The organism is Candidatus Nitrosoglobus terrae, from assembly GCF_002356115.1.
GTDB classification, from domain to species: Bacteria; Pseudomonadota; Gammaproteobacteria; order Nitrosococcales; family Nitrosococcaceae; genus Nitrosoglobus; species Nitrosoglobus terrae.
This window is the reverse complement of sequence record NZ_AP014836.1, coordinates 1,100,955-1,113,961: the sequence shown is the minus strand read 5'-3', so window position 1 is coordinate 1,113,961 and position 13,007 is coordinate 1,100,955. Positions and strand designations below refer to the sequence as shown.

Annotated in this window: 14 protein-coding genes; 11 read left to right on the top strand and 3 right to left on the bottom strand. The window is 40.5% G+C overall.

Annotated elements, in window-relative coordinates:
• Window positions 1-64 precede the first annotated feature (64 nt).
• From acpP to TAO_RS05350, 8 genes are all read left to right on the top strand, one after another.
• Window positions 65-304, top strand: a complete 240-nt coding sequence (acpP, locus tag TAO_RS05385) for an acyl carrier protein (protein WP_096526961.1) — start codon at window positions 65-67, stop codon at window positions 302-304.
• A gap of 107 nt (window positions 305-411) precedes the next feature.
• The gene (gene fabF, locus TAO_RS05380) at window positions 412-1,656 is read left to right on the top strand and encodes a beta-ketoacyl-ACP synthase II (RefSeq protein ID WP_096526960.1); all 1,245 of its coding nucleotides are present in this window, start codon (window positions 412-414) and stop codon (window positions 1,654-1,656) included.
• 24 nt (window positions 1,657-1,680) lie between these two features.
• A complete protein-coding gene (gene pabC, locus TAO_RS05375; RefSeq protein WP_231910596.1) occupies window positions 1,681-2,523 on the top strand; it encodes an aminodeoxychorismate lyase in 843 nt (280 codons plus the stop codon).
• Window positions 2,524-2,538: 15 nt separating this feature from the next.
• Complete coding sequence (gene mltG, locus TAO_RS05370) at window positions 2,539-3,564, top strand: endolytic transglycosylase MltG (RefSeq protein WP_096526959.1); 1,026 nt, start codon at window positions 2,539-2,541, stop codon at window positions 3,562-3,564.
• A gap of 6 nt (window positions 3,565-3,570) precedes the next feature.
• Complete coding sequence (gene tmk / locus TAO_RS05365; protein WP_096526958.1) at window positions 3,571-4,212, top strand: dTMP kinase; 642 nt, start codon at window positions 3,571-3,573, stop codon at window positions 4,210-4,212.
• The gene (locus TAO_RS05360; RefSeq protein ID WP_096526957.1) at window positions 4,205-5,218 is read left to right on the top strand and encodes a DNA polymerase III subunit delta'; all 1,014 of its coding nucleotides are present in this window, start codon (window positions 4,205-4,207) and stop codon (window positions 5,216-5,218) included. Before tmk ends, TAO_RS05360 begins: the two co-directional genes overlap by 8 nt.
• Complete coding sequence (locus TAO_RS05355; RefSeq protein WP_231910595.1) at window positions 5,205-5,576, top strand: PilZ domain-containing protein; 372 nt, start codon at window positions 5,205-5,207, stop codon at window positions 5,574-5,576. The genes TAO_RS05360 and TAO_RS05355 overlap by 14 nt, the downstream gene beginning before the upstream one ends.
• A 3-nt stretch (window positions 5,577-5,579) precedes the next feature.
• On the top strand, window positions 5,580-6,356 hold the full coding sequence (locus TAO_RS05350; RefSeq protein WP_096526955.1) for a TatD family hydrolase: 777 nt from the start codon (window positions 5,580-5,582) through the stop codon (window positions 6,354-6,356).
• Between the two features lie 6 nt (window positions 6,357-6,362).
• On the opposite strand, the gene TAO_RS05345 is transcribed toward TAO_RS05350, so the two are convergent.
• Window positions 6,363-7,517, bottom strand: coding sequence for an aminotransferase class V-fold PLP-dependent enzyme (locus TAO_RS05345; RefSeq protein WP_096526954.1), 1,155 nt, complete (start codon window positions 7,515-7,517; stop codon window positions 6,363-6,365).
• A 28-nt stretch (window positions 7,518-7,545) separates the two neighbouring features.
• On the opposite strand from TAO_RS05345, the gene TAO_RS05340 reads away from it, so the two are divergent.
• Window positions 7,546-7,980: a hypothetical protein gene (locus tag TAO_RS05340; protein ID WP_096526953.1), complete on the top strand. Its 435-nt coding sequence runs from the start codon at window positions 7,546-7,548 to the stop codon at window positions 7,978-7,980.
• A gap of 29 nt (window positions 7,981-8,009) precedes the next feature.
• Here TAO_RS05340 and TAO_RS05335 read toward each other — a convergent pair whose 3' ends face one another.
• Window positions 8,010-9,056 (bottom strand): zinc-dependent alcohol dehydrogenase family protein, encoded by a 1,047-nt coding sequence (locus TAO_RS05335; RefSeq protein WP_231910594.1) that lies wholly within the window; start codon window positions 9,054-9,056, stop codon window positions 8,010-8,012.
• Window positions 9,057-9,456: 400 nt separating this feature from the next.
• Window positions 9,457-10,326: a DNA replication terminus site-binding protein gene (locus tag TAO_RS05330; RefSeq protein WP_096526952.1), complete on the bottom strand. Its 870-nt coding sequence runs from the start codon at window positions 10,324-10,326 to the stop codon at window positions 9,457-9,459.
• Between the two features lie 50 nt (window positions 10,327-10,376).
• Here TAO_RS05330 and fumC point away from each other — a divergent pair, with 50 nt between their 5' ends.
• Together fumC and TAO_RS05320 are read left to right on the top strand one after the other, a co-directional pair.
• A complete protein-coding gene (gene fumC / locus TAO_RS05325; protein ID WP_096526951.1) occupies window positions 10,377-11,816 on the top strand; it encodes a class II fumarate hydratase in 1,440 nt (479 codons plus the stop codon).
• 401 nt (window positions 11,817-12,217) lie between these two features.
• The gene (locus tag TAO_RS05320) at window positions 12,218-12,973 is read left to right on the top strand and encodes a DUF2490 domain-containing protein (RefSeq protein ID WP_096526950.1); all 756 of its coding nucleotides are present in this window, start codon (window positions 12,218-12,220) and stop codon (window positions 12,971-12,973) included.
• Window positions 12,974-13,007 lie beyond the last annotated feature (34 nt).

Sequence of the window (13,007 nt, the reverse complement as noted above, 5' to 3'; positions counted from 1 at the left end):
ATTAATATATTTTGCTTTTGCAGTTAATATTGATGCGTTTTCTATTGTGGAGAAACAAACTGTTATGAATGATATAGAAGCTCGGGTTAAGGAAATTGTCATTGAGCAACTTGGAGCTAACCCTGAAGAAGTAACTAATGAGTCATCTTTTGTAGATGACTTAGGCGCTGACTCGCTAGATACCGTAGAGCTTGTTATGGCGTTGGAAGAGGCTTTTGAATGTGAGATTCCTGACGAAGAAGCAGAAAAAATATCTACTGTTCAGGAAGCTATCGATTATATTAAAGAACGTCAAAATAAATAAAATTTGCAATTTTTCTTAAAATTTATTATAGGAATAAGGCCGTGTTGCGAGATTGTTGTAATGTGGCCATATTTCTCAATTAAAGGTAAGTAAAAGGGAGTAGATTTTTGTCTGAAAGGAGAGTTGTTATTACTGGTCTTGGCACAGTTTGCCCAATGGGTTTAAGTGTTGAAGAAGCTTGGGCTAATATACTGGCTGGTAAAAGCGGTATTGAACCCATTACCCATTTTGATGTTTCTAAATTTTCTGTCCGCTTTGGTGGTGCAGTAAAGGAATTTCAGGTTGAGGACTATCTTCCGCTTAAGGATGCTCGAAAGATGGATCTTTTTATTCAGTATGGTATTGCTGCAGCTAAACAGGCTATTGAAGATTCAGGGCTAGAGATTAATGAGGCTAATGCTACCGGGATTGGCATTGCACTTGGATCAGGTATTGGGGGTCTACGTGGAATTGAAATTGGGCATGAAGGCTATCTCCAAGGCGGGCCAAGAAAGATTTCTCCTTTTTTTGTGCCTAGCAATATTATTAATATGCTTGCTGGTAATTTGTCTGTTCTTTATGGAATGAAGGGTCCAAATATTGCTGTTGTAACTGCTTGTTCGACAGGGACTCACAATATCGGTGAGGCAATGCATATTATTCAGCGCGGTGATGCGCAGGTGATGATTGCTGGTGGGGCTGAAATGGCTACCTCTCCCATGGGGCTTGGTGGTTTTGCCTCCGCTCGTGCTTTATCTATTCGTAATGAAGATCCGCAAACTGCTAGTCGTCCTTGGGATAAGGATCGTGATGGCTTTGTTCTAGGTGATGGCGCTGGGGTTTTAGTTTTAGAAGAGCTAGAGCATGCTAGGAAACGAGGCGCAAAGATATATGCCGAAATGATCGGTTATGGCATGAGTGCTGATGCTTATCATATAACTCAGCCTTCTGAAAATGGAGAAGGGGCAAGTCGATGTATGGCGAATGCCTTAAAAGCTGCACGCCTGAATGTAGATGAGGTAAATTATATCAATGCCCATGGAACTTCAACTCCTATTGGTGATCGAGTAGAGACCCTTGCTATTAAAACTACCTTTGGAAAGGATGCCAGAAAAGTAGCTGTAAGTTCTACTAAATCTATGACTGGGCATTTACTTGGAGCTGCTGGGGGTATTGAAGCTATATTTTCTGTATTGGCTATTCGGGATCAGGTGGCACCTCCTACGATTAATATCTTTAACCTTGATCCAGAGTGTGAAGGTTTGGATTACATTATTAATATTGCACGCGAGATGAAAATTAAAGTAGCCCTCTCTAACTCTTTTGGATTTGGTGGTACTAATGGTTCATTGATTTTCCGCCAGCTACAGTAAAAAATATTTGGCTTACCTGAAGCTTTGGCTTTACCCTTAATACCCTTAAAAGTTCTTGTAAATGGCCAAATTAGCCATAAAATTTCAATTGCTGATCGGGGGCTACAGTACGGAGATGGATTATTTGAGACCATAGCTATTTATAAAGAAAGCCCTATACTTTACGAACTTCATTTAAAACGGCTAGAAGCCGGTTGTTATCGCTTATCATTACCCCTACCAAAACGGGAAACTTTAAACAAAGAAATTACAACGCTTTGCCAAGGTATCTCTCGCGGGGTTCTTAAAATCATTGTGACTAGAGGGGTTAGTGATCGAGGTTATCAACCCCAGCCGCAATCCCAATCTACTCGAATACTCTCAATACATCCTTGGCCAGATTATCCAACTATTTCTAGTGAGTATGGGATTAGGCTTCGAGTTTGTAATACTCCTTTAGGTCGCAACTCTTATCTAGCAGGAATAAAACACCTTAATCGATTAGAACAAGTACTTGCTAGAAATGAATGGATCGATCCCGGGATTTCTGAGGGGCTAATGCTCGACAGCCAGAATAATATTATTTCTGGAACCATGAGTAATTTGTTTATTGCCAAAAATGGAGACCTGCAAACGCCTGATTTAAGCTACTGTGGAGTAGCCGGAGTTATGCGGAAGTTTATATTAAATCAAGCCTTAGCTTTAGGGATAATGGCTAAAATACAACCCCTCACTCTGGTGGATATTACACGAGCAGAAGAAATTTTCATTTGTAATAGCTTAATTGGGCTATGGCCAGTGCGCTCTCTTAATAACATACAGTATCCATTAGGCTCGCTAACACAGCGACTACGTAACTTGATTAGCGCACAATTATTTTGTAGGTAGCTAAAATGTAGCACAATGGATAGATTTTTTCTTTCTTTATTGATAATTAGCGGGTTCATTTTAGGCGTATGGACAAAGGTTAAATATGATCACCTTAGCTATCATCTCCTTCACGTTAATTCCAAAGGATCTTATTTTGTAATTCCAAAAGGGGCCACAATACACTCTGTTGCTACTGATCTATATCAAAAAGGTTTCTTAGATTACCCATTATATTTAGAGTTATTAGCTCGTTGGAGGGGGGTATCACGAAATATTAAGGCCGGTGAATACTATATTCAGCCAGAAGCTGCGGTATCAGAGTTTTTACAACAAATTGTATCTGGAAAAATAGCCCAACATAGCTTAACGTTAGTAGAAGGGTGGACATTTTCACAGATGATGATAGCAATTAGAAATAGTGTTCATCTTAACCAGACTTTAAAGCAAGTACCTTTATCTGAAATTATGGCATCTTTAGGCTATTCCCAGGAACATCCAGAAGGTCGATTTTTTCCTGATACTTATTTTTTTCCTACGGACACTACTGATTTTGAATTTTTACATCGAGCTTATCAGCTAATGAAACAGCACTTAATACAAGAATGGGAAGCCCGCGCACCTGATCTTCCCTATCGAAACCCTGATGAAGCTTTAATTTTAGCCTCTATTATTGAACGTGAAACTGCACTGCCAAAGGAACGACCGTTAGTTGCTGGGGTATTTATACGGCGATTGCGAAAAGGAATGCGACTACAAGCTGATCCTACTGTTATTTATAGTTTAGGAAAGGATTTTAATGGAAATTTACGGCGTCAAGATCTGAGAACAGATACCCCTTATAATACTTATACCCGTCTCGGGCTTCCTCCAACCCCTATCTGTATGCCTAGTCTTGAGTCGTTGCATGCGGCGCTACACCCAGATAAAGGGGAAGCGCTATATTTTGTAGCACAGAGCGATGGTAGCCACTATTTTTCCTCTACCCTTGAGGAACATAATGTGGCGGTACAGGCTTATCAGCTAGGAATCCTGAGTAATCAGCCTAGAAATTTAAAGTGAAGAACTATGAGAAGAGGCTGTTTTATATCAGTTGAAGGTATAGATGGATCAGGGAAAAGTACCCATATTAAATTTATTCAGCAACTCTTAGAAGCCTCAGGAAAGACTGTAACGGTAACTAGGGAGCCGGGAGGTACTATGTTGGGGGAGCAAATTAGGGAGATATTACTTACCCCAAGATCTGAGAGTATATCGGCTAATACTGAGCTGTTGTTAATATTTGCAGCACGTATAGAGCACGTTCAAAAAATTATCTCCCCATCCTTAGCTGCCGGTAAATGGGTACTGTGCGAGCGTTTTACAGATGCAAGCTATGCTTATCAGGGGGGTGGCAGAGGATTGCCATTGTCAGATATTTCAATACTTGAAAATTGGGCGCTAGGTTGTTTTCATCCTGATCTTACTTTAATTTTTGATCTCCCAGCTAGTGTGGGGATGAAACGAGCTCTAGTTCGATCTCAGCAATTAGATCGTTTTGAGCAAGAGTCAGTAGATTTTGTTGATCGGGTTCGGATGGCTTATCTTTCCTTAGCTAAAAATAATCTAAAGCGCTATTGTTTAATTGACGCTTCCTTATCATTGGTGGAGATACAACAGGCTATTCAACGGGAAATAACTCCATTTTTAGAAATACACCTCCATGTCTGAGCTTTACTCATGGCATCAATTCCATTGGAATACCATAATGTCTGTTTTAGCGGCAAGACGTATGCCCCATGCGTTATTGTTAGCAGGCCCTGCAGGTATGGGAAAGTGTATTTTTGCCTCTAAGCTAATTCAGGCGCTAACCTGTGAACAGCCTCAAAATGATGGTCAAGGTTGCAATTTTTGTTCTGGATGTTACCTACAGCAGGTAGGGAGTCACCCTGATCATATTAAGATTTCACCTCAAGAGGGAAGGCAAGGCATTTCTGTAGATCATATTCGGCAGATTCATCATCAACTTACTCTTAGCGCAAAAAAATCAAGATTTAAAACAGCGATTATTTATCCTGCAGAAATAATGACTTTAAGCGCTGCTAATAGTTTACTTAAGGTATTAGAAGAGCCGCCAGGTGATTCAGTAATAATTCTTATTACTAATATATGTTCACAACTCCCAGCCACTATCCGCAGCCGTTGCCAGCAATTATGGTTTATACCTCCTCCACTAGAGGAGGCGAAAATTTGGCTGCAACAGCACGTACCCTCCACTCAAAACTTGGATTTAATAAGCTTGTTAAGATTGGTAGGAGGAGCACCCTTAAGGGCTTTAAAATATATAGACCAAAGCTTATTGTCCTTTCGAGAACAATTAATTAATGATCTTTTTTTTCTGAGTAAAGAGAAAATAACCTTTCTTGATATAGCGCAAAATTGGCTTAAGGAAGATCTGGAAGAGCCGTTATATTGGGTATTAACATTTGCTGAAGATATGATTCGAATTAAAAACAAAGTATCTACGCAATGGCTAATAAATCCTGATATAGCTCATTTACTTCAATTTTTTTCTGAAAAAATTCAAATTGATATATTGTTCTCTTTCTTAAAGCGAATTGAGCATGATTTGTGGTTATGGAAGAGTCAATCTAGCGTCAATTCTCAGCTCTTATTAGAAAAATTATTAATTGATTGGTTTTTATATTTCAATGAGGATTATTGTGAATACCCTTAATTCACCGGACTTCACTTCTACTCAAGAAAGCGTATTATCTCTAACAATTAAGGATATTAATGCACTCTATCACGCCTATATTTCCTTTATTAAAAATGGAGGATTATTTATTCCTACGAGTAAAAGTTATTCCATTGGAGATACTGTTTTTATACAGCTGTTATTACTTGATGAAGCACAGAAAACTCATATTGCGAGTAAGGTTGTCTGGGTTACGCCAAAAGGAGCGCAAAACAGTAGAGCTGTGGGGATTGGTATTCAATTTAATGATGATATAAACGGTAGTACAGTACGGACTAAAATTGAGACTTATTTAGCGGATATGATAAATTCTGAAAAGCTCACCTATACAATGTAAGTTATGTTAATTGATTCTCATTGTCATTTAAATTTAATTGATTTCACTCAGCTTGAGGGATCCATAGATGGAGTGATGATAAGCGCCAAAGAATCTGGGGTTGGCCACATGCTATGCGTATCCGTGGATTTAGAGAGTTTCCCCGATATCTGCGCATTAGCGCAAAAATATAATGAGATCTCAATTTCTGTAGGAATACATCCTAATGCGCATGAAAACACTGTGCTTACTGTTGAACAGCTCATTAAACTAGCAATGCTTCCAAAAGTAGTAGCAATTGGGGAAACAGGTCTAGACTATTTCCGTAGTGAAGGCAATCTAGAATGGCAGCGAGAGCGGTTACGGATTCATATCATAGCCGCAAAGAAGTGTAAAAAACCCCTGATTATCCATACTAGGCAAGCCAAACAAGATACTTTACGTATTTTAAAAGAAGAGGGCGCAGATGAAATAGGAGGCGTGTTACATTGTTTTACTGAAGATTGGGCAATGGCAAAAGAGGGGTTAGATTTAGGGTTTTATATTTCTTTTTCTGGGATTATTACTTTTAATAGCGCTCATTCTTTACGGAAAGTAGTGACAAAAATACCCGCTGATCGATTATTAATAGAGACTGATTCACCCTATCTTGCACCAGTACCTTACCGAGGAAAATCTAATCAACCCGCCTATGTTCGATATGTAGCTCAATGTGTTGCTGAATTACGGCAAGCTCCAGTAACTGTTATTGAGGATTTAACAGCTGAGAACTTCTTCTCTTTGTTTTCTTTAGCTACTTAATTGGAGTTATCCTGAAAACTTTAGAACTAACTCTAAAGCTTGGTTAAGCTCTTTTATGGAAGTATAAAAATGAGGAGAAAATCGAATCCCTCCTCCACGATAGGCGCAAATGACTCTTTTATCCATAAGATATTGGTAGAGGGCGGATTGATTTACCTCGTGGTGCTTGAAGATAACAATGCCGGAACGTTGTGTTTCAGCATTAGATGATAATAATTGTAGCTTTGATTCTGCTTTGATTCGCTCAATAAGATAGCTTGTATTGGTGAGCACTGATTTCTCTACCTCAGCTATGCCTATTTCATTTAATAATAAGCTTAAACTTTCTCTAAGGGCGATAATTCCTATCATATTAAGGCTACCGCACTCAAATCGGCGGGCAGATTGAGCAATACGCCAATCCTGGTGCTCATAATTCTTAGAATCTTCTACCATATGCCATCCAAATTGATGGATTTGTAGTTTTTCCCGAGCCTCAGAACAAGAATAAAATATACCTATGCCTTCAGGTCCTAACATCCATTTGTGCCCACCTGCCACTACAAAATCAGCATTGATAGCTTGGCAATTAAAATTTAGCGCGCCTAAACTTTGGATAGCGTCTACACAAAATAAAATCTGTCGTTCTTTGCAAAATTGCCCTAGTCGTTCTAAATTTATTTTTAATCCCGAAGCATATTGGACTGAGCTTATAGTCAGTAGTCGGGTTCTCTTATCTACTAGGCTCATTAATGAATCTTCAGGGGTAATACTTGCCATTAAATTGGCTTTACGAAGTTCAACCCCTAATTCAGAGAGCGTTTGCCAAGGAATGAGATTAGAAGGAAATTCTTGATTGCTAGTTACGATATTATCACCCGCTCGCCAATCTAGGCCATGGGCAATAATAGATAAGCCTTCAGAGGTATTTTTGATTAAAGCAATGTCATTTATTGAAGGGGCATTGATCAAACGGCAAACGAGTTTACGTAATTGTTGTTCTTTTATTCCCCAGCGAGAATAGTGCCAAGCGCCAATGGTAGTATTTTCATCAGCAAAACGTTTTACTGCATCTGCACTTTGATGTGGCCAAGGGGATATCCCGGCATGGTTAAGGTAAATTAGCCCTTTTTTTTGCGGGAATTTACTATGATAGTTATTTTGATCTGAAAGTTTATTCATTATTTAATAAATAAAATACGGTATTAAAATGATAACAGTCACATTAAACGCTATTCGGCTAAATTTTATTTTTATATTCCTTTTTATACTAGGTGTCATTATCGGTATTAATCATGGGTGGGTAAATCGTACATCTTCTAATGTTTCAAGTACGGATAAAGATAAAGTTTGTACTTCAATAAAAAGTAATACTAATCTTGTACCTGTTAAAGAATGTGTTATTAGTAACGATCATCGTATCGATATAACCATTAATGCAAGTAGATCTGAGGCTAGAAAGATTTGTACTGATGTTATAACGCAAACGCAAATTCTTCGTAAAGATCCAAGATGGGAGTTGCAGATTTTTTCTCCTTATAGCGGCGGAAAAATAATTGCAGCATGTAAGATTCAGTCTATCCAAGAAAAGGTAGTAGATCTGATGAGAAATGTGATTATGTATGTGTATTTCAATAATACATAATGAAGATGATCATTGCAGAAATTGTTATATTATATGTCCAGAATGATCTTGCCAAAGTGTTGCCCACTTTCTTGGTAACGGAAAGCCTCAACGATAGCATCCAGATTAAAATGCCGATCCAGCACCGGACGATAGCCGCTGGCGTCGATGGCTCGCACTAGGTCCTGCTGGTTCTTGCGACTGCCCACGATGATGGATTTCATCTGCACCTGTCGAGCTAGCACTGGGAGGATCGGCAGCGTGAATTCCATCCCGCCGATCAAGCCGATCATCACGATGGTGCCTCCGGTGCGCACCGCGTGCACGGACTGCTCCAAGGTCGTTGGGCCAGCGATATCGGTCACGATGTCGACGCCGCAGTCACCCGTTAGCTTGCGCACCGTCTCGCCCCAAGACTTGTCTTCCCGATAGTTAACAGTGAAATCAGCCCCCAGCGCCTTGGCGCGTTTCGCCTTGGCGTCATTGGACACCGTTGCCACCACGGTAGCGCCCAGCATCTTGGCCAGTTGCAGCGCTACGGTAGAGAGGCCACCGGAGCCTTGTACCAGAACGATGTCGCCGGCCTTGATGCGCCCTTCCTGCACCAGTGCGCGCCACGCTGTGGTCGCAGAAGTTGGCAAGGTCGCTGCTTCGGCGTGACTCCAGCCCTTGGGCGCGTGTGTAAATGAGGTCGCCGCGGCAGTGACCTGTTCGCGGGCGTAGCCATCAATGCCGTCGCCTGGCACGGTGGAGAAATCGTGCACGTTGGGCTCGCCGTCCAGCCAGATCGGGAAGAACGTGCTGATGACGGAATCGCCCACCGCAAACTCCGTGATGCTCTCGCCCACCGCCATCACCTCACCGGCACAGTCGGCCATCGGGATACGCGGCATATCGTACACGAACCCTGGCATGCCTGTTACCACCGCATAGTCATGGAAGTTAAGCGAAGTGGCACGCAAGCGCACGCTGATCTCACCACGTTTGGGCGCTGCGGCTTCACTTTGGCCGATGGTGACCCTGTTGAAACCGCCGCCAGGCTGCACAAAAATGGTCTTGTTTTGCATATGATGGCCTCGTTTGCTCTCGTATTTCACTAATGATCATTTCCCTAACATCGATTATTGTCAAAGTATATACCTTGTGCCATAAGGAGCGAATTGGCTAGTTCAACTGCACTTTATTCAATTCAGGACAAAGCATCGATGAAAAACTACTACCATATGATGGTATGGGCACCCATACAGCAGCTTAGCATATGATTTTTCTGTTTCTTGAGGCGAATGCTTCTGTTAACCTACCTTACTTCGCATAATATATATTATGTTAAATATATTGTTTACTTAAAAACAAATTCCTTAAAAAAACCTTGTTAAAAAGCCCTTCTCTGCCTTTACCCTTAAATAAACAATGACGCATTAAGTGATAACATGATTTTTAACAACCGGATTAAAAAATTACGTATGTCAATCTTGGTATTAATTATCTGAATAAAGGTTAATGTAAATACCGATGTGCTCTAATTGTTAATAAATAAGGTGTAGTTTCAATAGTGGCATCGTTACGTCGTAATCTTAATCCTTGTAATTGAGGATCATCGGGTAGCGGTCGAAGTCGAGGAAGGCTATCGTAACGAGTAGCTGGATAAAAAATAGGGATCACTGCCCGTTTTTGCGCGCGTCGTGTGGTTCCCTCTTCAGTAAACCAAGCGATATTCGCTCGAGGATGAATATGCGGAGGGGCAATAATAGCAAGGCGATCATTGGGATTAAGCTGGCTTAAGCGCCGTAAATCCTCCTCTATTAATAAAGCACTGCCAGAGCCTTTTTCAAGACGGGTCTCCAAGCGCTGATAAGCTTCTTTAATATCGATACTCTCTATTTTTGGTAATCGACTCCAAATAAAGCTCACTGACTCGGGTGTATCCTCTAGGGTAACGAATTTTCGTATTGCTTGTCGACGGTGTAATCGGGCGTGCCCTAAAGAGGCAAGAGTAATTTTAATCAAAGGCTTTAATGAATAAGTATTGTGAGTTGTCCACTCCTCAATTTTAATACCATCCATGTTTTTTAAGGCCTGATGCAGGGCTGCTTTGGTTTCATTGATTTGCTGGATAAGTGTTAGCGTAGTTGTACCAACTCCCACTAATGCAGGGCATATCCGGGTAGAGACTGGGTCTTGGCCGTCACAGTAGTCGATAGCGGTTACTATCTGTCGTACTTGTATTCTAGCTCTGCTTGGATCATTTTCATGCCATACCCATAGTGGATAATAGTCTTCCTCTTTTAGATATTTATCTAATATGTTGAGTTGGTGTTCTAAGCGGCGGAGTGTATTAGCAAGCGTAACTCTAAGGTGCTTATACATTACATTATTATTATTATGTTATATCTCTAATTAAAGCCTATAATTTTATTATGACTGTAAAAGAAGAAAACAACAAACGTATTGAAGTTGATAGTACGGGGGAAATAGCAGTACCTGCTAATCATTATTGGGGTGCACAAACTCAACGATCCCTAACTTATTTCTCTATTGGTAAGGAGCTGATTCCTAACGAAGTTATTAAAGCTTTCGGCCTGCTTAAAAGAGCTACCGCACTTACAAACGCAGAATTAGGTAAATTATCGGCAGATAAAGCACAACTCATTGCTCAAGCGGCTGAGGAAATTGTTAACGGTAATCTCGATGGCAATTTTCCACTATACGTATGGATGACAGGAAGTGGAACTCAGGTAAATATGAATATTAATGAGGTTATCGCTAACCGAGCTATTGAGCTTACTGGAGGGGTTAAAGGCAGTAAAGATCCTATTCACCCCAATGATCATGTCAATTTATCCCAATCTTCTAACGACACTTTCCCTACTGCAATGCATATTGCATCGGCTACCGCTATTAAAACCAGATTACTGCCACAAATAAAGACATTACGTAATGCCCTCTATGAAAAGGAAAATGAATTTAAAGAAATTGTTAAAATTGGACGCACTCATTTACAAGATGCTGTGCCTTTGACTCTTGGGCAGGAATTTTCAGGTTATGTAGCTCAGCTAGATGATAATATCAAACGAATAGAAACTGTTTTGCTTGAACTTTATGAGCTGGCTATTGGCGGAACAGCGGTTGGGACAGGACTTAACGCCCCAGCTGGGTTTTCGGAGCGGGTTTGCGCCTATCTACATCAATTTACTCATCTTCCCTTTACCCCTGCTCCTAATAAATTTGCCGCGATAGCCGCCCATGATGCTATGGTAATGGCCAGCGGAACGCTACGTGTACTTGCCTGCTCTTTAATGAAAATTGCTAATGATATCCGTTGGCTAGGATCAGGTCCACGCTGTGGTCTAAATGAACTTTTATTACCCGCAAATGAGCCAGGTTCATCCATTATGCCTGGAAAAGTTAACCCCACTCAATGTGAAGCGATCACTATGGTAGCAGTTCAAGTTATAGGCAACGATACTGCTATTGGGATTGCAGGCTCGCAAGGAAATTTTGAGCTTAATGTGTTTAAGCCAATGATCATCTATAATTTACTTCAATCAGTGACCTTGTTAACAGATAGTTGTGATAATTTTACTCGTTTTCTAGTAACAGGTTTGAAAGCAAATCGATCAAAGATTGCCCACTATGTCAGCCAATCCTTAATGCTTGTTACCGCGCTTACACCTGAGATCGGCTACGATAGAGCCGCTAAAGTTGCTCACTATGCCTTAGATAAAGAGATATCCCTTAAACAAGCCTGTTTAGAGTTAGGAATTTTATCTTCTGAAAGATTTAATGCCCTCGTACAACCTATCAATTTAACGCAAGTGTCAAGCAAAGATAGTTTAAATAAACCAATGGAGGGGTAAATAAACCAATTTATTAATTTTAATTTTATATCACTAATTTTTTTAATTAAAAACCAATAGGTTACTAATACTAAAAATTTGGCATAAAAATAGCATAGGTTTTATACTGATGTTCTGTTTTTAACTAAAGTGCGGGATTCTCCATGTATAACGAAGTTTAGATGGAGATGGATAGCACAGTAGTAAGCGGTGAGCTTGCTGATATTGGTTGATGCTATTTTTATGTTAGCCGATATAGTGGGACACAGTAGTGTATAAAGAGTTCCTACATTGGGATAGTTGTCGGTGCGAGTGCGATGTTGAAAGGTACAAGCGGTAAGTTTGTACAGGTTGCAAAGACTCCATCACTTAGGTGAGTGGTGGGAGTATGTCAATGACTATTATTTAAGAAGAAACTATTTATGATGAAAACACATCTCTTTCCTGCCCTAATACTTGCTTCATTGGTGGTCAGCACTTCAGCTTTGGCAGAGACTCCCACGGATAGTATGTTTGGTACTTGGACCAGTCTTACGCTAACTGGAAAAGTTAATGATAAATGGAACTGGTTTATCGAAGATCAGGCCCGAACCCGAGATGACGCACACGTTATTGATCCAAATGCTGGTTTTTCACCCCGACTCTCCCAGAATCTTTTCTGGGTATCTTTTGGTTATAAAGCAACTGCCCATACCAGCTGGTGGTTTGGATATAGCCAATTTTGGAACAAAAATTTAAACGGCACCCATAGCATGGATGCCCGTCCTTACCAAGATTTCCTCTGGACGGATCATATTTTTGGTAAGAGCGGTTTTGTGGGTACAATGCGTACCCGGACACAGGAAGTGTTCGATGTGTCTACTACCGGTGCCGATATAGGAAACCTAGGGATGCAAGTTCGGCAATTGGGCGGTATTAGCCACCCTATTCCGGGTACGGGTGGGCGATTAGCTGTCTATCTATCTGACGAAGTCTGGTTTAATCTTAATAAAACCGCAGTCACCGGTAGATCCGGCTTTAACCAAAATTGGGCAATGGGGGGATTGATAGTCAAAGCCACAGATGAGCTTAGTTTTACCTTAGGTTATTTAGGCCAATATGTTCGCTCAGAAACCCCTGGTGGCCATTCTTTGTTTACCCAAAATTTTCTATTTGATATCCATTATAATTTTCAGTAAATTAAATAATTATTCTAGTCTAATTATCTAACTT